Below are 18079 nucleotides of genomic sequence, written 5' to 3'. Positions count from 1 at the left end.
AGGGGGAGAAGCTGCGGTGCGAACCCCCCCCCCCCCCCCCGCCGCCCGCTTCCGTCGCTACTTCCGCTTCGCGGAGCCCGCCCCGACGGTGGCGTCGGCCGCCACCGCGTCCGGGTCCGGGGCCTCCTCGAAGTCGACCTTGCCCATGTGCCGGTTCATGGACTTCATCAGCAGCCACACGCCTGCGGCGAGCGCCGCGAAGACGATGAAGCCGAGAACGCCGGGGGTCACCTTGTTCTTGTCGAGCTCATCGGCAAGCGGAACGAGGTCGGTCAGTGCCTGGGTCGCGTACATATCAGGCATTGTCGCGGATGCCCGCGAAGAGGTCGCTCTCGGGGAGGGAGGTATCGACGAGGGACTTCGCCAGCTCGTACTCCTCGGTCGGCCAGACCTCCTTCTGGATGTCCATCGGAACGCGGAACCAGCCGCCGTCCGGATCGATCTGCGTGGCGTGCGCGATCAGCGCCTTGTCGCGGATCTCGAAGAAGTCCGCACACGGAACGTGCGTGGTCAGCGTGCGTTCGTCGCGCTCGAACTCCTTCCAGCGCTTCAGCCACTCGCCGTACGGCGACTCCAGGCCGCGGGCCAGCAGCGCCTCGTGCAGCGCCACCGTGCGCGGCCGGTTGAAGCCCTGGTTGTAGTAGAGCTTCTGCGGCTGCCAAACCGGGCCGAACTCCGGCTCGGGGAACTTCTCGGTGTCCGCCGCACCGTCGAAGGCGATCATCGTGATCGTGTGGGTCATGATGTGGTCGGGGTGCGGGTACCCGCCGTTCTCGTCGTACGTCGTGACGACCTGCGGACGGAACGCGCGGATGCTGCGGACGAGACGGCCCGCGGCCTTCTCCTCGTCCTCCAGCGCGAAGCAGCCCTCGGGCAGCGGCGGCAGCGGGTCGCCCTCGGGCAGGCCCGAGTCGACGAAGCCGAGCCACTCCTGCTCGACGCCCAGGATCTCCCGGGCCTCGTCCATCTCCTTCTTGCGGACCTCGTGGATGTTCTCCTCGATGTACGCGTCGCCCTGGAGCTTCGGGTTGAGGATGGAGCCGCGCTCTCCTCCCGTGCAGGTCACCACCAGCACGTCCACCCCCTCGGACACATACTTCGCCATGGTGGCCGCGCCCTTGCTCGACTCGTCGTCGGGGTGGGCGTGGACGGCCATCAGTCGCAGCTGCTCGGTCAAGACTCGATCCTCAGTGATTCGGCGCATGGGCAGGCTTCTATAGTGACCGAACCGGGGGGTGGAAAATTCCTCGATCCCCGGCCCAGGAGGAACGATCATGACCGCGGTGCCCGAGGCGCCTCCGGAGAACCGCTACGGCCGCTCCGCGGACCAGCGCGCGGACCGCCGGCTGAAGATCATCGGCTCGGTGCTGGGCGTCGCGCTTCTCGGTGTGGTCGGCTGGATCGGTTACGACTACGTCGCCGGCCAGGGCATCAGCGCCGAGGTGATCAAGCGCAAGGTCGTCTCGGACGAGCGGGTCGACATCCACCTCGAAGTGCGCAAGGACAAGGACGCCGAGGGCTACTGCACCCTGCGCGCGCAGCACGAGGACGGCAGCGACGTGGCCCGCAAGGACTTCCGCTTCGACGAGCGCACGGACCGGATCGACCGGATCCTGACGCTGCGTACGACGTCCAGGGCGACCAGCGTCGAGCTGCTGGGCTGCACCGTCGACGACGGGGCCTCGCATTGACCGGCGCACGCCGGCCCTGACCCACCGTTCCCGGGCTCGACCTGCGCATACGTGGTCCCGTCGTTTTACCTTCTCCCCCTTTTCCTGCGGAATTGTTAGGCTCGTGGTTTCGCCCACCCGTGGAAGCACATGCTTACGGGTAGGGCGATGCTTTGTATTCCCAGTACCGACGAGGAGCACCCTGTGACCCAGACCAGCGAAAACGTCACCTGGCTCACGCAGGAGGCGTACAACCAGCTCAAGGCCGAGCTGGAGTACCTGTCTGGTCCCGCGCGCACGGAGATCGCCGTAAAGATCGCGGCGGCCCGTGAGGAGGGCGACCTGCGCGAGAACGGCGGGTACCACGCGGCCAAGGAGGAGCAGGGCAAGATGGAGCTCCGGGTGCGCCAGCTGACCCAGCTCCTGGAGCACGCGAAGGTCGGCGAGGCACCTGCCGACGACGGCGTGGTCGAGCCCGGCATGGTCGTGACGATCTCCTTCGACGACGACCCGGACGACACGATGACCTTCCTGCTCGCCTCGCGCGAGTACGCGAGCTCGGACATCGAGACGTACTCCCCGCAGTCGCCGCTCGGCACCGGCGTGAACGGCAAGCGGATGGGCGAGGACGCCGAGTACGAGCTGCCGAACGGCAAGACGGCCACCGTGAAGATCCTCGCGGCGAAGCCGTACACCGGCTGATCCCGCACCACCGACGCGAGGAGCCCCCGGCCCGACGGGCCGGGGGCTCCTCGCGTGTGCGGCAGTCCTCGGACCGCCGCCTGCCGGTACTTGCGCACCGCGAGGGTGCGCAAGACCACCAGGATCAGCAGTGACCGGATCAGCGACGCCCCGACCGGGTGCACCATCGGCCAGGCGTCCGACAGCGACACACCCGGGTTGCCGAAGAGCACCCGGGGCGAGCGCGGCGCAGCCCGGTTCGACCCGGTCGGTCCTTCCGCGCCTGGCGGCACATCGCGACAGGCAAGGGTCAGCTCATCACCAGGTAGCCCGCGTCCCGCAGGGCCGCCGAGACCTCCGTGCAGTGCTCCGGCCCCTTCGTCTCCAGCTGGAGCTCCACCTCGACCTCGGTGAGCCCGAGCCGGGGATCGGTCCGCACATGACCGATGTCGAGCACATTGGCGTCGACCACCGAGAGCACGCCCAGCAGGGTGGCCAGCGCACCGGGGCGGTCCGTCAGCCGCAGCCGCAGACTCAGGTAACGGCCGGCCGCCACCATGCCGTGGGTCAGGATGCGCTGCATCAGCAGCGGGTCCACATTGCCGCCCGAGAGCAGCGCGACCACCGGCCCGCGGAACGACTTCGGATCGCTCAGCAACGCCGCGACCGGGCTCGCACCGGCCGGCTCCACCACCAGCTTCGCCCGCTCCAGACAGAGCAGCAGCGCACTGGACAGCTCGTCCTCGGAGACCGTACGGACCTCGTCGACCAGCTCCCTGACCAGCTCGAACGGCACATCGCCGGGGCGCCCCACCTTGATGCCGTCCGCCATCGTGTTCAGCGAACCGATCGACACCGGATGGCCCACGGCCAGCGAGGGCGGATAGCAGGCCGCACCCGCCGCCTGCACCCCGACGATCCGCACATCGGGCCGGACCGCCTTGACCGCCACCGCGATGCCCGCCGCGAGACCACCGCCGCCGATCCCCACGACGATGGTGCGCACCTCGGGGCACTGTTCGAGGATCTCCAGGCCCACCGTGCCCTGTCCGGCGATGATGTCCGGGTGGTCGAAGGGATGGATGAAGACCGCACCGGTCTCCCGCGCGTACTCCTGCGCGGCGGCGAGCGTCTCGTCGACGACATGTCCGTGCAGCCGGACCTGCGCCCCGTACTGCCGGGTGGCGGCCACCTTCGGCAGCGGCGCCCCGACCGGCATGAAGACCGTGGACCGTACGCCGAGCAGCGCAGACGCGAGTGCGACACCCTGCGCATGGTTTCCGGCGCTCGCGGCGACGACTCCGGCCGCCCGCTCCACCGGGGAAAGGCCCGCGATCCGCACATACGCGCCACGCAGTTTGAACGAGCCGGTCCGCTGGAGGTTCTCGCACTTGAAATGGACCGGCGCGCCCACGAGGTCGCTCAGGTGGCGGCTGCCTTCCATGGCGGTCACCCTGGCCACGCCGGAGAGCATCTTCTGCGCCCCGCGGATGTCGTCGAGGATCAGCGGGGGGAAGTGGCCGGTCACGCGGAAGTTCATACCGTAAGTCTTGCAGCTCGGCCCGCAGGTCCCGCCGCTCGGCAGGGCTGCGACCGCCGCGTCCGGCGCCCTCCTGGACCGTTGTCCACAGGTTTGTGCAGCGCTGGTACGCGTTGCCCCGTGGCCGCGTACTCTGTCCCCCACCCATCCGACACCGCACGAAGAGAGCCCCCGGCCATGCCCCCTCAGGACATGACGACAGCTGCGTCTCCTTCCGGGGGCGCCGCCCCCGAACCCACGGGTTCCGACCACGTCCTCGACGCTCTGCAGCACCAGGTCGCGGTATTCGCCCGCCGTGCCGAGCAGACCCGCCTCGGCGGTGTCGGCCAGGTGCGCAATTCCATGGACCGGGCCGCCTATCTGCTGCTCAACCGGCTGGACCGGGAAGGCCCGATGGGCGTCAAGGCACTCGCCGCGGGCATGGGGATCGACTCCTCGACCGTGACCCGGCAGGTCGCACCGCTCGTCGACACCGGACTGGTCAAGCGCACCTCGCACCCCGAGGACGGCCGGGCCGTCGTGCTCCAGCTGTCGCCGCGCGGCCAGGCGCGACTGGACGAGGTCCGCGGCTCCCGGCGCGAGCTCATGACCCAGGTGACGGACGGCTGGACGGCCGAGGAGCGCGAGACCTTCTGCGCACTGCTCACCCGGTTCAACACCTCGCTGGCCGCCCGCCAGACCTCGCACCAGGCGCCCCCGGCCGGCTGACGGAAGCTCCGGGTCCGGACCGACCTGCTGCACACCTCTTGACCGGGGGCCCCGCAGCGGCTCGTATGTGGACTGTGCGAGAGCGCCAGACGGGCCGGGAGCGGCGCCGCGCCCAGGAGTTCGAGACCTTCGTCGCGGGCGCGGCCGGCCGTCTGCTGCACACCGCCACGCTGCTCACCGCCGAGCCCATCCGTCCGCCGGGAGCCAATCCCCGGGCCCAGCAGCTGCTCACGGCCGCCCTGGCGCGCACGTACGCGCAGTGGGACCGGCTGCGCGGCGAGGATCCGTACGACCGCACCCGGCGCGAGCTCGCCGTCCGGTTCGCCCACGAGGTCTGGCGGCACCAGCGGCCGCGCGGCGGGCTGCTGGACCCACTGACGCCGCAGGAACGCCTCGTCCTCGTACTGCGGCTGTACGAGGGGGTCGCGGAGGAGCAGACCGCGGCGCTGCTCGGCCTTCCGGTGGAGCGGGTGCGGGCGGTCTGCAACCGCTCGGTGGCCACGATGCGCGGCACCCGCCGGCCCACGGCGCGGCGGGGCACACCGGGTCCGCTGGGGGTCGCGCGGTGAGCCGCGGCGGCGACCGGGAGGACGAGGTCCGGCGGATGCTGGACGGCCCGCATCCCCAGGTGCCCGCCGATCTGGCGCAGCGGGTGGCGGAGCGCGGCGGCAGGCTGCTGCGCCGGCGGCTGTTCGCCCGCCGGCTGATGCTGCTGGTGGCGTGCGCCGCGGTGGTGGCCTTCACGGTCTGGGCGATGGCGGCGCATCCCTGGCAGGCGCCCCCCTCCGAGACGACGCCGCTGGAGGGCTGGTGAGCGGCAATTCCGGGCGAACTATCCTGGAATGGGCGGCATGCGGGACCAGCCGAGGAGGCTGCCATGACCAGGAAGATCGCTGACTGCCGCAAGCATCCGAGTGTGTCGCACTGCTCGCTCACCATCTCCGGTGAGGAAGAGGAAGTCGTACGGGCCGCGACGGAGCATGCGGTCTCCGTCCATGAGCACAGCGACAGCCCGGAACTGCGCGAACAGATCCGGGCGATGCTGGAGGACGAGAAGGTCGACGCCTGACACGCCGCGGGCGGCCGGGCGGACCCGAGTGTGCGGGCCCGCCCGGATTTCCTGGAGAAGAACCCCTAGCCGAGCGCCTGCGTCAGGTCGGCCAGCAGGTCGTCGGCGTTCTCGATGCCGACGGAGACGCGGACGAGGTCGGCCGGCACCTCCAGCGGGGAGCCCGCCGCCGAGGCGTGCGTCATGCGGCCGGGGTGCTCCACGAGCGACTCGACGCCGCCCAGCGACTCACCGAGGGTGAACAGCTTCGCCCGGTTGCAGACCTGGACCGCCGCCTCCTCGCCGCCCTCGACCCGGAAGGACACCATGCCGCCGAACGCCTTCATCTGCTTGGCGGCGATCTCGTGGCCCGGGTGCTCGGGCAGCCCCGGGTAGAGGACCTGGGTGACCTTGGGGTGCCGGGTCAGCAGATCTGTGACCTTGGTGGCGTTCTCGCTGTGCCGGTCCATGCGGACCGCCAGGGTCTTGATGCCGCGCAGCACCAGCCAGGCGTCGAACGGTCCGGCGACCGCGCCCATCGCGTTCTGGTGGTACGCCAACTCCTCGGCGAGTTCGGGGTCGTTGACGATCAGCGCGCCGCCGACGACGTCCGAGTGGCCGCCCATGTACTTCGTGGTGGAGTGCACCACCACATCGGCACCCAGGGCCAGGGGCTGCTGGAGGTAGGGGCTGGCGAAGGTGTTGTCGACCACCAGGCGCGCACCCGCGGCGCGGGCCACACCGGCAATCGCGGCGATGTCGGTGATGCCGAGCAGCGGGTTGGACGGGGTCTCCACCCAGATCGCCTTGGTGCGCGGGGTGATCGCCGCCCGGACCGCCGCCACGTCCGAGGTGTCGGCGACGGAGAACTCGACGCCCCACCGCGAGACGACCTTCGCGAACAGCCGGAACGTGCCGCCGTAGGCGTCGTTCGGGATGACCACATGGTCGCCGGGGGTCAGCAGCGTACGGAGCAGGCAGTCCTCGGCGGCGAGGCCGGAGGCGAAGGCGAGTCCGCGGCGGCCGCCCTCCAGGGCCGCGAGGTTCTCCTCCAGGGCGGTACGGGTCGGGTTGGCGCTGCGGCTGTACTCGTAGCCGCCGCGCAGTCCGCCCACACCGTCCTGCTTGTACGTGGACACCTGGTAAATGGGCGGAACAACGGCGCCGGTGAGGGGATCGGCGGTGTTTCCCGCGTGGATCGCGAGGGTCTCGAAGCTGTGCTGGTCGCTCATGGGGCCCGAGCGTAGTTCGTCGCGAGGGCGCCCACCGGACTACCGGGCCGTCCGGTGACAATGGGGGCATGGAGATTCTCTGGTTCCTGCTCGCCCTGTGCATGCTCGCCGCGGTCGTCGGCCCCTTCGTGCTGCGCCGCCGCGGCGGAATCCGCCAGGTCGCGCCGGGTTCCCCGGACGCCGCCGACCCGGACGCCTACGGCTTCGTGCGCCAGGAGGAACTGGACATCCGGCTGCCGGGCCCGGACCAGGATCTTCTCGATGTGCTCGATGTCGTGCAGCGTTCCCAGGACTGGCGGGCGGCCTCGCAGCTGCTGGCCGGTACGCCCAAGGAGGGCGAGGTGCGGTGGCAGCGGGTGCAGGCCTTCGCCGGCGCCGCCTCGCTGGAGCTGGCGCAGCAGCCCGGTGTCGGTGGTGCGTGGCTGCGCAAGTGGCGGGCGGAGGCGCCGAAGGACGCGGGCGGTGCGGCGGTGCACGCCGAGTTCCTGGTGCAGCAGGCATGGCGTTCGTCGACCGCGGGGACGGACGACTTCCGCATCATCCTGGAGGAGGCCCGCACGGTCTGCGGCGAGGCGGCGCTGCTGGCGCCGGGCGACCCCGTTCCGTACCTCACCGAACTGGCCGTCTCCCGCGGACTCGGCTACTCCCACGAGGAGTTCGACCGGCTCTGGGCGAAGGTGATGGACCGGGCCCCGGCCCACATGGGCGCGCACATCGCCGCGCTGCACTACTGGTGCGAGAAGTGGCACGGTTCGCGTGAGGACGCCGACCGCTTCGCCACCGCGGCCGCCGCCCGCGCCCCGCAGGGCTCGCTGCTGGCCGCGCTGCCGCTCTTCGCGGTGTACGAGCATCTGCCCGAGGTCAATCTGGTGCAGGGCTTCTACCGCGGCCTGGTGGTGACCAAGGCGGTCGAGGGCGCCCTGTTCGCGGTGCACGCGGCCCGGCCCGACGACCCGATGCTCGCGCACGTCCGCCATCTGCTGGTCCTCTTCCTCGTCCGGATGGAGCGCTGGTCGGAGGCGATGAACCAGCTCGTCCACATCGACGGCCACGTGGGCGCGCTGCCGTGGACGCAGGACCCCGACCCGGCCGCCGAGTACACGGTCTACCGGGCGCTGGCGGTGGCCGGCTACGAGGCGAACGGCGGCAGCCCGGCGACGCTGCCGCGGTAGGGCCCGGCCCCGGCGGGCGGAATCCATGGCGCTCCCGCCGTGTTGTACGCACTGCACACCCACCCCAGGAGGAGCCCCCGCATGTTCCTGCAACGACGCACCCCTCAGCTCCCCACCCCGGAGGAGGCCCTGAAGGGCCGCCCCACCCCCGAATTCACCGTCCCGTCCCACCACACGGTCCTCGGCAACCAGCTGCTCGGCCCGTACCCGCCGGGTCTGGAGGTCGCGGACTTCGCGCTGGGCTGTTTCTGGGGTGCCGAGCGCAAGTTCTGGCAGACGGACGGCGTCTGGACGACGCTCGTCGGCTACCAGGGCGGCTACACGGAGAACCCCGCGTACGAAGAGGTCTGCTCGGGCCTGACCGGCCACACCGAGGCGGTCCGCGTCGTCTTCGACCCGAAGACCGTCTCGTACGCCGAGCTGCTGAAGCTCTTCTGGGAGTCCCACGACCCGACCCAGGGCTTCCGCCAGGGCAACGACGTGGGCACCCAGTACCGCTCGGCGATCTACACCCACTCCCCCGAGCAGGAGGCCGCCGTGGCAGCCTCCCGCGAGGCGTACCAGAAGGTCCTCACGGCCTCCGGCCACTCCACGATCACCACGGAGATCCTCCCGGCGGAGGGCCGCACGTTCTGGCCGGCCGAGGCGTACCACCAGCAGTACCTCGACAAGAACCCGGCAGGCTACTGCGGGATCGGCGGCACGGGGGTCTCGTGCCCGATCGGGGTGGCGAAGGCCGAGGGCTGAAGGCTCCCTGTGGGCTTCGCGACCCATGCGCGCAGGCTGTTCGCGGCGGTCAGCCACAACAAGTCGCGGACCCATCCTGCGTAACTGCCTCGTTCCGGTCGTCACGGACCTGGCGCCTGTCCCTGCGAGTGGAGCAATTGTCAAGACCTGTGGAGGGGAGCCGCGCCGACCCAGCGATGGTAGGCGTCCATGTCGACGTTGCTGCCGCACACGATGGTGACGACGTGTCGGCCGGCGAAGCGGTCACGGTCTTCGAGGATCGCCGCGATGCCGAGCGCGGCCGAAGGTTCGACGACGAGGCCGGCGTGGTCGAGGAGCATCCGCATACCGGCGATGATCGATGCCTCCTGGACCAGGACGGCGTCGTCGGCGACCAGGAGGAGGTCGTCCAGGACGGCCGGGATGGGATGCCGGCCGGCGACGCCGTCAGCGATGGTGTCGGTCGAGTCGGTGGTGACGACACGTCGCCTGCGCCACGAGTGTGTCAGCGCCGGTGCGCCCAGCGGCTGGACGCAGATCACCTCGACTCCGGGCGCCAATGCCTTCACCACATGACCCACGCCGGTGGCCAGCGCCCCGCCGCCGAGAGCAATCAGGACGGTGTCGAACGACGGCGCGGCGTCCACCAGTTCCAGGCCGATGGTCGCCGCACCCTCGCAGGTCTCGATGTCCAGGCTGTCTTCGACCAGCCGGATGCCGTCGTACCGTGCGATGGCCGCGGCGCGCTCGCGCGCCATCTCGTGGTCGCCGTCCACCAGCTCCAACCCGGCGCCCAGTGCGCGGATGCGATCAAGCTTGGCCCGAGTCGCAAAGCGGGATGCCACGACGGTGATGTCGAGCCCCCGGCCGCGACCGGACCACGCGAGGGCCTGGCCAAGGTTGCCCGCGCTCGCGCACACCGCGGCTCGCGAGGCATTGTCGGCCAGCCGGCTCGCGACCACCTCGGTGCCGCGGGCCTTGAAGCTGCGGACCGGGTTCGCCGTTTCGAGCTTGACGCTCACCGTGCACCCGAGGCCGGGCTCCAGCGCCTCGCAGCGGTACAGCGGAGTGTCGAGAAAGACCGGGTCGATTACCCGGCGAGCCGCCCGGATCCGAGTAGTGTCGAGACGCGTCTCCTGCACGTCGCAGCAGCGTAGCGCCACCGGTGCCGGTTCCATGAGCAACTGACGCGACGACCGCACTCAAACCGCCCGCCTCGTCCATCCCGACGAGTCATGGGCACGCGCGTCCGCCGCGTGGACCGACCCGCCGGAAGTGCATCGGAGCAGGCCCCAGAAACTGTGGGCCGCCTTGGAACGCATCCGTACGATTACCGCCCGTGATCCGGACGGGTCCTGGGGCGGGACGCGCGGCCCGATCGGCGGGAGGGCGGGGTCAGGACATGCGGGTGACGATGACGAGCGCTGCGGCGCGGACCGGCCGCACGAACGAGGACTTCACCGGCGCCCTGCCCACGGCAGCGGTGCTGATCGACGGTGCCGGCATCCCCGGCACCGCATCGGTCTGCCGGCACGGCGTGGCCTGGTACGCCAACCGCCTGGGAGGCAGCCTCCTCGGCCTCGTGTCCCTCGCGCGCGACCGCAGCCTCTCGGAGCTGCTGGCCGCGGCCATCGAGCAGGTGACGGACGATCACCGGGACACCTGCGACGTAGCCGCCCCGATCAGCCCGTCGGCAGCCGTGGCCGTCCTGCGCCTGTCCGACGGCCTCGTCGAGTACCTGGTGCTCGGTGACTCGGTCCTCGTGCTCGACCGGGCGGACGGTGCGCCGCGCGTCGTCTCCGATCCCCGGGAAGTGATCATCAGCCGCCCCTACGCGTCCGCGCTCGAAGCCGCCGCCGAGGGGAGCGACGAGTACCACCGAATCCTCCGGGAGCTACGGGCCAACCGGAACCAGCCGGGCGGTTTCTGGGTGGCCAAGGACGACCCGCGGGCGGCGGACGAAGCGATCACCGGAAGCTGTCCGGTCTCCGGGCTGACCGGTGCCGCCCTGCTCAGCAACGGCGCCGGCCGCATCGTGGACCGGTTCCGGCTCGTCGACTGGCCGGGGGCCATGGCCCTCCTGGCATCGAGCGGCCCCGCCGAGATCATCCGTCGTGTCCGGCAGGCGGAGGCCCGCCACGCGGTGGCGGCGGACGATGCGACGATCGCGCACTGCACCGACCTCGGCGGGAGCTGACGCCCCGCACCGCTTCTCTCCGCCAGCCGGGTACGACTGACGCGTCAGCGCGGCCACCTTTAGTTATAAGATGAATACTTTGAGTAATTTCCTCTCTGAGAAGTGGAGCCGCCCACCGCGGGATCCACGGCTCCCGGTCGACCCCGGGGCCGGTGCCAGAACGCCCGGGGGCCGAACCCGTTCCATGCACGCCCGGCACGGCCAGGCGATCAGCCCCTTGGAGAGACGTGATGACGACCAGCTTCCAGCGACCCAGCAGTCTGGCCCGCGTGGCCGCCTCGGCAGCCGCAGCCGTGGTCATCGTGCTGTTCCCCGGCACCACCACTGCCGACGCCGCTGCCAACCACCTGCCGCCCGGCGTGGTCAAGCTCCAGGACAGCGAGCCGTGCCCGCCCGCCACCCTGTGCCTGTACCGCGACTACAACAATCGAGGCCCGGCCTACGGCATCGGCGCCGGCCACCACGTCGACCTGCGCGACCTGCCCATGAGCGGCGGCGTCAACGGCCCCACCGCGGCCGACGAAGTCTCCTCGTGGGTGAACAACACCAACCACCTCGCCGTGCTCATCGACACGGACGAGGAAACAATCCGCCCGCTGTTCCCGCACCAGTCCCTCCAGGAGCCCCCGCAGACGAACGACACGGTCGACATCGTCCGCTGGGTGTAACACCGGGCCACGGCCTCGCCGTCGGAGAGGCCGTGCACGAGCGAACCACCGACGTGCAGCCCCGGTGCCGTGGCCGTCTCCCGCGATCAGCAGGAGGCGGCCACCATCCTCGTCAACATGAGCACCATCGGGTTGTGCCGGACACTCCCGGCCTGCCCGTCCCTGCCGCCCGTCGCTTCGCGCAGGGCAGGGATCGGGAGGTACGGGCAGGCGCGCTGCCTCTCGGATTCATGCGGTCAACGGGCCCGGCATCGGGGAGAATGAGCCACCGCACTCGCGCCGGAAACAATTCCGGCGGGATCAACCACCGCACGAAGAGGGCCGGCCACCGATGACGAGCGAAGGCCACAGCATTCCCGCCTCCCCGGCCGGGCGGCCCTGGTTCGTGATCAATGAAGTCGTGGCGTTCGTAGTCGAGTTGGCGGCGCTGGCCGCTCTGGGCTGGTGGGGTTTCACCACCGGGGACGGGGTGGCTTCCCGGCTGCTGCTCGGGATCGGGGCGCCCGCGGTCGCCGCCGTGGTCTGGGCGATGTTCGCAGCCCCTCGCGCCCGTTTCCGGCCACCGCTCGCGGGGGTTCTGCTCGTCAAGGCGGTGGTGCTCGGCTGTGGCGTGTACGCGGTCCACGCGGTGGGGCATCCGGGGGCGGCGGTGTTCTTCGGGGTGGTGGTGGTCGTGAACACGGGGCTGGCGGAGACCTTTCGGCGCCGCGTCGCGGCGGCTGCCTGACACGACCGGGCCCGGCCGCGCGAGGCGGCCGGGCCGGGGTTGGTGCCAGGGTTTCGGGTCAGATCAGGCCCTGTGCCAGCATCGCGTCCGCGACGAGCTCGAAGCCGGCGATGTTGGCGCCGACCACGTAGTTGCCGGGGCTGCCGTAGCGCTCCGCGGTGGTGTAGCAGGAGTCGTGGATGTGGCGCATGATCTCCGCGAGGCGCTCCTCGGTGTGGGCGAAGGTCCAGGAGTCGCGGGAGGCGTTCTGCTGCATCTCCAGGGCGCTGGTGGCCACGCCGCCCGCGTTGGCCGCCTTGCCGGGGGCGAAGGCGACGCCCGCCTCCTGGAGGACGCGTACGGCCTCGGGGGTGGTGGGCATGTTGGCGCCCTCGGCGACCGCCTTCACACCGTGGCGCACCAGGGCCAGGGCGTCGGCCTCGTGGAGTTCGTTCTGGGTGGCGCAGGGCAGGGCCACGTCGCAGGGGACGTTCCAGACGCCGGTGCCGGAGACGTACTTGACGTGCTCGCCGCGGCGTTCCGCGTACTCGGAGACGCGGCCGCGGCCGGCCTCCTTGATCTCCTTGAGGAGGGCGAGGTCGATGCCCTTCTCGTCCACGACGTAGCCGTTGGAGTCGGAGCAGGTCAGCACGGTCGCACCGAGCTGCTGGGCCTTCTCGATCGCGTAGATCGCGACATTGCCCGAGCCCGAGACGACGATGCGCTGGCCGTCGAGGGACTCGCCCCGGCTGCGGAGCATCTCGGCGGTGAACATGACACAGCCGTAGCCGGTCGCCTCGGTGCGCGCCTGGGCACCGCCCCAGCCGAGGCCCTTCCCGGTGAGTACGCCGGACTCGTAGCGGTTGGTGATCCGCTTGTACTGGCCGAACAGGTAGCCGATCTCCCGGCCGCCGACGCCGATGTCACCGGCGGGGACATCGGTGTACTCGCCGAGGTGGCGGTGGAGTTCGGTCATGAACGACTGGCAGAACCGCATGATCTCGGCGTCCGAGCGGCCCTTGGGGTCGAAGTCCGCGCCGCCCTTGCCGCCGCCGATGGGCATGCCGGTGAGCGCGTTCTTGAAGATCTGCTCGAAGCCGAGGAACTTCACGATGCCGAGGTTGACCGAGGGGTGGAAGCGCAGCCCGCCCTTGTACGGTCCGAGCGAGCTGCTGAACTCGACCCGGAAGCCGCGGTTCACGTGGATGTCGCCGGAGTCGTCCGACCACGGCACCCGGAAGATGAGCTGGCGCTCCGGCTCGCACACGCGCTCGATGATCCGGGCGTCCACGAACTCCGGCCGCTTCGCGAGGACCGGGCCGAGGGTCTCCAGGACCTCCCGCACCGCCTGGTGGAATTCCTTCTCGCCCTGGTTGCGCCGGAGGATCTCGGCGTACAGCGGCTCGATGACGCGGCTCTCGGTGGCGTGCGGGGTTACGGAATCAGGGGTGGCCTGCATCAGGTCAAGACCTTCCGTCGATGGGCATGCGCGCGAAGACGCCCCCGTCCCGGGGGCGCCGGCGGTCCCCCCTCGCCATTGAGGGCGTCGCCCAGACATCGCACGCTCTGCGGCTCACGGAAGCGACGTACAGAACCGTTGTGGCATGTCGATTGTCCCAGTCGCTCCGGAAGTCCTTCAACGGGACCCGCACAGTGGGACACGGACTACACTCGCGCCTCGCGGCGCAGCATCCACAGCCCTGCGCCGGACGCGAGGGCGACCACCCCAGCGACCACGCTCAGCGCGATCTGCAGACCGCTCTCCCCCACCAGGAAGTTGAGCGAGACGTTCGCGGCTATCGCCGCGCAGAACACGAACCAGAGCAGTGCTTTCATGGGATTCCTCCGTGGTCGGGACGGTGTCTCGTGATGACTCCATGTTGCTGGTGGGAGGCGGCGGCCACGAGGGGCCGGTCCCCCGGATCCATGGTGTAGACAGCTGCACCACGGTGCCGGTGCGCGAAGGCCGCGGTCCGGTCCGGAGGGCGCCGCTAGGGTTTGCCGGGTGGGGATCACCGAGGGCACCGGGACGCGCGACAGGGGTCGCGGCAGGCAGGACGGGCGGGGCTCCACCGGAGCGGACTCGGCAGCGGACTCGGACTCGGCGCGGTGGTGGGTGCCGGGTGTCGCGGTGCTCGTCGTCGTGCCGCTGTACCTGCTGTGGGCGCTGGTGCTGGCCACCGGCGGCGGTGATCTGGCGGCGCAGCTCGCCTGGGCCGGCTTCGCCTCCCGGCATCCCGGGTCCGCGTACAACCTCTCCTGGTACGGCGGGATGCACACCGCCAACTACAGCCTGCTGACCCCACCGCTCATGGCGGTGTTCGGGGTGCGGACGGTGACCGTCGCCGCCGGGCTCTGCGGGTCGTGGGCGCTGGGGCGGCTCTGTGTGCGGAGCGGGGTGCGGTGGCCGGTCGCGGTCGCGGTGCTGGGTTCGCTGACGCTCTGGTGCAATGTCGCGTCCGGGCGCACGACGTTCGCGCTGGGCGTCGCGATCGGGCTGGTCGCGCTGCTGTACGTACGGCGTCGTACGGGCCTCACGGCGGGCTGCGCGGCGCTGGCGACGGCGGCGAGTCCGGTGGCGGGGCTGTTCCTGGTGGTGGCGGGCGCGGCGTACGGGATGGCCCGGCAGTGGCGGCGGGCGGCCGTGCTCGTCGTGCCGCCGTTCGTGGTGGTGGCCGCGACGACGGTGGTGTTCCCGTTCACGGGCGAACAGCCGATGGCGGTGAGCAGGCTGTGGATGCCGTTGGTGGCCTGCGCGGTCCTGTGGCTCGCGGCGCCGCGCGAGGGCGGCTGGCGGGTGGTCCGGTTCGCGGGCCTGGTGTACGCGGTCGGGGTCGTCCTGACCTTCCTGACCCCCTCGCCCATCGGGACGAACGTGGAGCGGCTGGTGGGGCTGGCCGGCCCGCCCGTGCTGCTGGCGGCGCTGCTGACCGTCCTGCCGAGCTGGGCGCGGGGCGGCACGCTGGTGCGGGTACAGGCCGTGGTGCTCGCCGGGACGCTGGCGTGCAACTCGGGCTGGCTGATCAACAAGACCGATGACGATCTGCGGGTCTCCAACGCCGTGCCCGCCTGGGCGGAGCACACCGACGGCGTGGTCACCGAGCTGCGCCGGCTCGGCGCCGAGCGGACCCGGGTGGAGGTCGTACCGGCCCGCAATCACCGCGAGGCGACGGTGCTCGCCCCGTACGTGAACATGGCGCGCGGCTGGAACCGGCAGCTCGACGTGGCACGCGGGCGGCTGTTCTACGGGGGGAAGCCGACCCCGGCGACGTACCGGGCCTGGCTGGACCGGTGGAGCGTGGGCCTCGTCGTGCTGCACAGCGGCAGGCCGGACGGGCCGGCCGAGGCGGAGGCGGCGATCGTCCGGCGCGGGGCGGACTGGCTGGAGCCGGTGTGGCAGGACGCGGAGTGGCGGATCTACCGGGTGCGAGAGGCCGTGCCGCTGGTCTCCGCGCCGGGCGCCGTCGTACGCGGGGACGACGCCTCCCTGGTGGTGCGGATGCCCGCCGCCGGGTCGGTGACGGTACGGATCGCCTACTCGCCGTGGCTCCGGGCGGACGGCGGCGGGTGCCTGCGGCAGGACGGCGAGTGGACGCGGCTGACGGTGGAGCGGGCCGGCGAGTACCGGCTGGACTCGCACTACCGGCTGTGGCCGTTCGGGTCGTGCTGACGGAGCGGGCGGGGCATCGGGGCCTTGCAGGTGGCGTTGGGGGGCGGTCCGCGACGCCGAGGGTCAGTCCCTGGCACCAGGGTCAGTCCGTGACGCCGGGGTCAGTCCGTGACGCCGAGGTCCCGACGCATCAGCTCCCGCATCGTGTCGAGGAAGGGGTCGGCCGCCTTCAGGTCCTCCAGGGCCTGCTCGACGCTCTCGCCGTCCCGGGCGAGGCCCCGGTCGAGGCGTTTGACGGTGCCGTCACCGGCGGCGAGCACCCGGTTGAGGTCGCGGGACGCCTGGAGTATCCGTTCGGGGACGATCATCTGCGCCTCGGCGTAGCGGTCTCGGTGGTCGAGGCGGGCCTCTTCCAGCTGGGTGCGTTCCTGCTCCGTGTAGACGCCGTCACGGATGCGGTGCAGGGCGTCCTTGAGCAGGGTGTGGAACTGCCGGGAGGCCCGGTTCATGGCCGTGTACTGGGTGCGTCGCTCCTCGAACTTCCGCTGCTCGCCCGCCAGTCGGGACTCCTCGGCGCGCTGGCGTACGGTCAGCCGCTGCACGAACACCGGGGCGAGGAGGGTGCCGAGCACGCCGACTACTGCGGTGATCATGGCGGTGATGGCGGCGGTCATGGGTGCGAGACTAATGCGGGGTGCACGGCGGTGTGAGTGTGGTTCCCGGGCACACGGTGACGCCTCATCAGACATGATGCCGTCATGACAATTCCACGGGGTGAGGGTCGTACCCGGAACCTCTCCGGACCGCCTCTGCCGACGGCTCGCGCGGCCCTCCCGCCCGCGCCCGGGTACCACGCCGAACCGCGCGCGGCGCGCGTACCGCCACGCGCGGGCGACATGCGCCGCTATCTCGCCGTCGGCCTCGACTGCTACCTCTGCCTGGTGGCCGCCGGCTTACTGGTCCGGCCGTACGTGGACACGGCCGGGGTCACCGAGGCGATCGGCCTGCTGCTCGGCCCGACGCTCGCCTTCTCGTTCCTCAACCATGTGGTGCTCACCGCGTTCACCGGGGCGGGCGCGGGCAAGCTGATCATGGGGATACGGGTGGTCAGACTGCCCGACGCCGGGCGCCCGGGGCCCTGGCTGCTGCTGCGGCGCTGGCTGTACGGGCTGTGCTGGCTGCCGCTGCAACCCTGGTACGGGCTGCGCTCGCTCCTCTCGGGCCCCGGTGTCCTGCCCCGCAGCACGCTCTGGAACGGCGGGAACGGCGAGCTGCACGCCGATCCGCTGGGCCTGCGCCAGGTCCGCCGTGGCGACCTCACCGCCCACCGGACCGCGCCGGACGCCCGCCGCTGACCTCCCGCCCCGCCCGGCCCGGCCTGCCCCGTCCCGCCCCGCAAGTCCCGTATCAGGCCGTCGCGTTCTCCGTGATCGTGACCTTTCCCTTGCGGATGGTCGCGAGACGCGGTGCCCGACGCGCGATGGCGCTGTCGTGCGTGACCATGACGAAGGTCAGGCCGTGCTCCTTCCACATGGTCTCCAGCACCTCCATGACCTCGTCGCGCATCGACTCGTCGAGATTGCCGGTGGGTTCGTCGGCGAGCAGCACCTTCGGCTGCTTGACCAGGGCCCGCGCGATTGCCACCCGCTGCTGCTGGCCTCCGGACATCTCGCCGGGCAGATGTCCGAGCCGCTCACCGAGTCCGACGGAGTCCAGCGCCTCGGCGGCCCTCCTGCGGCGCTCGGCCGCCCGGCCGCCGAGCGGCACGAGCGCGGTCTCGACGTTCTCCTGGGCGGTGAGCGTCGGGATGAGGTTGAAGCTCTGGAAGACGAAGCCGATGTTCTGGGCACGCACCCCGGTGAGCTTGGCCTCGCTGAGCTTCGCGAGGTCGACGCCGTCGAGTTCGACGCTGCCGCTCGTGGGTCGGTCCAGACCGCCGAGCATCTGGAGCAGGGTGGACTTGCCGCCGCCCGTGGGGCCCTGGATGACCAGCCGGCCGCCGTCCTCGATGGTCAGGTCGACGCCGGCGAGCGCGTCGACGGTGGACTTGCCGCGCGTGTAGCGCTTGGTGACGTCTCTGAGCGTGTACATGGGTCAACTCCTGCTGGGACTGGGGGGATG

Annotated in this window: 22 protein-coding genes and 1 pseudogene; 13 read left to right on the top strand and 10 right to left on the bottom strand. The window is 71.2% G+C overall.

Annotation, left to right across the window (positions count from 1 at the left end):
* Positions 1–57: 57 nt before the first annotated feature.
* A complete protein-coding gene (locus tag ACFV8T_RS33755) occupies positions 58–294 on the bottom strand; it encodes a hypothetical protein (RefSeq protein ID WP_385335024.1) in 237 nt (78 codons plus the stop codon).
* Position 295: 1 nt separating this feature from the next.
* On the bottom strand, positions 296–1177 hold the full coding sequence (mca, locus tag ACFV8T_RS33750) for a mycothiol conjugate amidase Mca (protein WP_385335022.1): 882 nt from the start codon (positions 1175–1177) through the stop codon (positions 296–298).
* A gap of 97 nt (positions 1178–1274) precedes the next feature.
* On the opposite strand from mca, the gene ACFV8T_RS33745 reads away from it, so the two are divergent.
* The gene (locus ACFV8T_RS33745) at positions 1275–1691 is read left to right on the top strand and encodes a DUF4307 domain-containing protein (RefSeq protein ID WP_385335020.1); all 417 of its coding nucleotides are present in this window, start codon (positions 1275–1277) and stop codon (positions 1689–1691) included.
* 183 nt (positions 1692–1874) lie between these two features.
* Positions 1875–2372 (top strand): transcription elongation factor GreA, encoded by a 498-nt coding sequence (gene greA / locus ACFV8T_RS33740; protein ID WP_385335018.1) that lies wholly within the window; start codon positions 1875–1877, stop codon positions 2370–2372.
* Positions 2373–2449: 77 nt separating this feature from the next.
* On the opposite strand, the pseudogene ACFV8T_RS33735 reads toward greA, so the two are convergent.
* A pseudogene (locus ACFV8T_RS33735) lies at positions 2450–2590 on the bottom strand (ABC transporter permease); the annotation flags it as partial.
* A 71-nt stretch (positions 2591–2661) separates the two neighbouring features.
* Complete coding sequence (ilvA, locus tag ACFV8T_RS33730; RefSeq protein ID WP_385335016.1) at positions 2662–3891, bottom strand: threonine ammonia-lyase; 1230 nt, start codon at positions 3889–3891, stop codon at positions 2662–2664.
* Between the two features lie 177 nt (positions 3892–4068).
* Between ilvA and ACFV8T_RS33725 the strand changes: the two genes are divergently transcribed.
* The 4 genes from ACFV8T_RS33725 (at position 4069) to ACFV8T_RS33710 (ending at position 5668) form a co-directional block, all read left to right on the top strand.
* Positions 4069–4599 carry a MarR family winged helix-turn-helix transcriptional regulator gene (locus tag ACFV8T_RS33725; RefSeq protein WP_266415063.1) on the top strand — a complete coding sequence of 177 codons (531 nt, stop codon included), beginning with the start codon at positions 4069–4071 and terminating at the stop codon, positions 4597–4599.
* 74 nt (positions 4600–4673) lie between these two features.
* On the top strand, positions 4674–5168 hold the full coding sequence (locus ACFV8T_RS33720; RefSeq protein WP_385335014.1) for a sigma factor-like helix-turn-helix DNA-binding protein: 495 nt from the start codon (positions 4674–4676) through the stop codon (positions 5166–5168).
* Positions 5165–5413, top strand: coding sequence for a hypothetical protein (locus ACFV8T_RS33715; RefSeq protein ID WP_385335012.1), 249 nt, complete (start codon positions 5165–5167; stop codon positions 5411–5413). The genes ACFV8T_RS33720 and ACFV8T_RS33715 overlap by 4 nt, the downstream gene beginning before the upstream one ends.
* A gap of 63 nt (positions 5414–5476) precedes the next feature.
* Positions 5477–5668: a DUF1059 domain-containing protein gene (locus ACFV8T_RS33710; RefSeq protein ID WP_385335009.1), complete on the top strand. Its 192-nt coding sequence runs from the start codon at positions 5477–5479 to the stop codon at positions 5666–5668.
* 65 nt (positions 5669–5733) lie between these two features.
* Here ACFV8T_RS33710 and ACFV8T_RS33705 read toward each other — a convergent pair whose 3' ends face one another.
* On the bottom strand, positions 5734–6879 hold the full coding sequence (locus ACFV8T_RS33705) for a cystathionine gamma-synthase (protein ID WP_072484072.1): 1146 nt from the start codon (positions 6877–6879) through the stop codon (positions 5734–5736).
* A 68-nt stretch (positions 6880–6947) separates the two neighbouring features.
* Here ACFV8T_RS33705 and ACFV8T_RS33700 point away from each other — a divergent pair, with 68 nt between their 5' ends.
* Positions 6948–8051: a hypothetical protein gene (locus tag ACFV8T_RS33700; RefSeq protein WP_385335007.1), complete on the top strand. Its 1104-nt coding sequence runs from the start codon at positions 6948–6950 to the stop codon at positions 8049–8051.
* Positions 8052–8132: 81 nt separating this feature from the next.
* A complete protein-coding gene (msrA, locus tag ACFV8T_RS33695) occupies positions 8133–8798 on the top strand; it encodes a peptide-methionine (S)-S-oxide reductase MsrA (protein ID WP_385335005.1) in 666 nt (221 codons plus the stop codon).
* Positions 8799–8938: 140 nt separating this feature from the next.
* Here msrA and ACFV8T_RS33690 read toward each other — a convergent pair whose 3' ends face one another.
* Complete coding sequence (locus ACFV8T_RS33690; protein ID WP_385335003.1) at positions 8939–9919, bottom strand: threonine/serine dehydratase; 981 nt, start codon at positions 9917–9919, stop codon at positions 8939–8941.
* A gap of 266 nt (positions 9920–10185) precedes the next feature.
* Here ACFV8T_RS33690 and ACFV8T_RS33685 point away from each other — a divergent pair, with 266 nt between their 5' ends.
* From ACFV8T_RS33685 to ACFV8T_RS33675, 3 genes are all read left to right on the top strand, one after another.
* Positions 10186–10974: an integrase gene (locus ACFV8T_RS33685; RefSeq protein WP_385335001.1), complete on the top strand. Its 789-nt coding sequence runs from the start codon at positions 10186–10188 to the stop codon at positions 10972–10974.
* Between the two features lie 230 nt (positions 10975–11204).
* Positions 11205–11642, top strand: coding sequence for a peptidase inhibitor family I36 protein (locus ACFV8T_RS33680; RefSeq protein WP_385334999.1), 438 nt, complete (start codon positions 11205–11207; stop codon positions 11640–11642).
* Between the two features lie 331 nt (positions 11643–11973).
* Positions 11974–12369, top strand: a complete 396-nt coding sequence (locus ACFV8T_RS33675; RefSeq protein WP_385334997.1) for a YrdB family protein — start codon at positions 11974–11976, stop codon at positions 12367–12369.
* 58 nt (positions 12370–12427) lie between these two features.
* On the opposite strand, the gene gdhA is transcribed toward ACFV8T_RS33675, so the two are convergent.
* Both gdhA and ACFV8T_RS33665 read right to left on the bottom strand, forming a co-directional pair.
* Positions 12428–13807 carry an NADP-specific glutamate dehydrogenase gene (gene gdhA, locus ACFV8T_RS33670; RefSeq protein WP_385334995.1) on the bottom strand — a complete coding sequence of 460 codons (1380 nt, stop codon included), beginning with the start codon at positions 13805–13807 and terminating at the stop codon, positions 12428–12430.
* Between the two features lie 206 nt (positions 13808–14013).
* Positions 14014–14184 carry a hypothetical protein gene (locus tag ACFV8T_RS33665; protein WP_385334993.1) on the bottom strand — a complete coding sequence of 57 codons (171 nt, stop codon included), beginning with the start codon at positions 14182–14184 and terminating at the stop codon, positions 14014–14016.
* Positions 14185–14464: 280 nt separating this feature from the next.
* Between ACFV8T_RS33665 and ACFV8T_RS33660 the strand changes: the two genes are divergently transcribed.
* Complete coding sequence (locus ACFV8T_RS33660) at positions 14465–16018, top strand: hypothetical protein (RefSeq protein ID WP_385335171.1); 1554 nt, start codon at positions 14465–14467, stop codon at positions 16016–16018.
* 101 nt (positions 16019–16119) lie between these two features.
* Here ACFV8T_RS33660 and ACFV8T_RS33655 read toward each other — a convergent pair whose 3' ends face one another.
* Positions 16120–16632 (bottom strand): hypothetical protein, encoded by a 513-nt coding sequence (locus ACFV8T_RS33655; RefSeq protein WP_385334991.1) that lies wholly within the window; start codon positions 16630–16632, stop codon positions 16120–16122.
* Positions 16633–16716: 84 nt separating this feature from the next.
* Between ACFV8T_RS33655 and ACFV8T_RS33650 the strand changes: the two genes are divergently transcribed.
* Complete coding sequence (locus ACFV8T_RS33650; protein WP_385334989.1) at positions 16717–17313, top strand: RDD family protein; 597 nt, start codon at positions 16717–16719, stop codon at positions 17311–17313.
* 52 nt (positions 17314–17365) lie between these two features.
* Here the strand turns inward: ACFV8T_RS33650 and ACFV8T_RS33645 are convergent, their stop codons facing one another.
* Positions 17366–18049 carry an ABC transporter ATP-binding protein gene (locus ACFV8T_RS33645; protein WP_385334987.1) on the bottom strand — a complete coding sequence of 228 codons (684 nt, stop codon included), beginning with the start codon at positions 18047–18049 and terminating at the stop codon, positions 17366–17368.
* Positions 18050–18079 lie beyond the last annotated feature (30 nt).

This window comes from Streptomyces sp. NPDC059832 (genome assembly GCF_042731715.1).
Classification (GTDB): Bacteria; Actinomycetota; Actinomycetes; order Streptomycetales; family Streptomycetaceae; genus Streptomyces.
The sequence above is the reverse complement of the archived record's forward strand: the minus strand, read 5'-3'. Positions and strand labels throughout refer to the sequence as shown.

Coding starts and splice junctions, on each gene's coding strand:
- ACFV8T_RS33755 (WP_385335024.1), bottom strand. CDS start 294: ATGTACGCGACCCAGGCACTGACCGACCTCGTTCCGCTTGCCGATGAG.
- ACFV8T_RS33745 (WP_385335020.1), top strand. CDS start 1,275: ATGACCGCGGTGCCCGAGGCGCCTCCGGAGAACCGCTACGGCCGCTCC.
- ilvA (WP_385335016.1), bottom strand. CDS start 3,891: ATGAACTTCCGCGTGACCGGCCACTTCCCCCCGCTGATCCTCGACGAC.
- ACFV8T_RS33725 (WP_266415063.1), top strand. CDS start 4,069: ATGCCCCCTCAGGACATGACGACAGCTGCGTCTCCTTCCGGGGGCGCC.
- ACFV8T_RS33710 (WP_385335009.1), top strand. CDS start 5,477: ATGACCAGGAAGATCGCTGACTGCCGCAAGCATCCGAGTGTGTCGCAC.
- ACFV8T_RS33705 (WP_072484072.1), bottom strand. CDS start 6,879: ATGAGCGACCAGCACAGCTTCGAGACCCTCGCGATCCACGCGGGAAAC.
- ACFV8T_RS33700 (WP_385335007.1), top strand. CDS start 6,948: ATGGAGATTCTCTGGTTCCTGCTCGCCCTGTGCATGCTCGCCGCGGTC.
- msrA (WP_385335005.1), top strand. CDS start 8,133: ATGTTCCTGCAACGACGCACCCCTCAGCTCCCCACCCCGGAGGAGGCC.
- ACFV8T_RS33680 (WP_385334999.1), top strand. CDS start 11,205: ATGACGACCAGCTTCCAGCGACCCAGCAGTCTGGCCCGCGTGGCCGCC.
- ACFV8T_RS33675 (WP_385334997.1), top strand. CDS start 11,974: ATGACGAGCGAAGGCCACAGCATTCCCGCCTCCCCGGCCGGGCGGCCC.
- gdhA (WP_385334995.1), bottom strand. CDS start 13,807: ATGCAGGCCACCCCTGATTCCGTAACCCCGCACGCCACCGAGAGCCGC.
- ACFV8T_RS33665 (WP_385334993.1), bottom strand. CDS start 14,184: ATGAAAGCACTGCTCTGGTTCGTGTTCTGCGCGGCGATAGCCGCGAAC.
- ACFV8T_RS33655 (WP_385334991.1), bottom strand. CDS start 16,632: ATGACCGCCGCCATCACCGCCATGATCACCGCAGTAGTCGGCGTGCTC.
- ACFV8T_RS33650 (WP_385334989.1), top strand. CDS start 16,717: ATGACAATTCCACGGGGTGAGGGTCGTACCCGGAACCTCTCCGGACCG.
- ACFV8T_RS33645 (WP_385334987.1), bottom strand. CDS start 18,049: ATGTACACGCTCAGAGACGTCACCAAGCGCTACACGCGCGGCAAGTCC.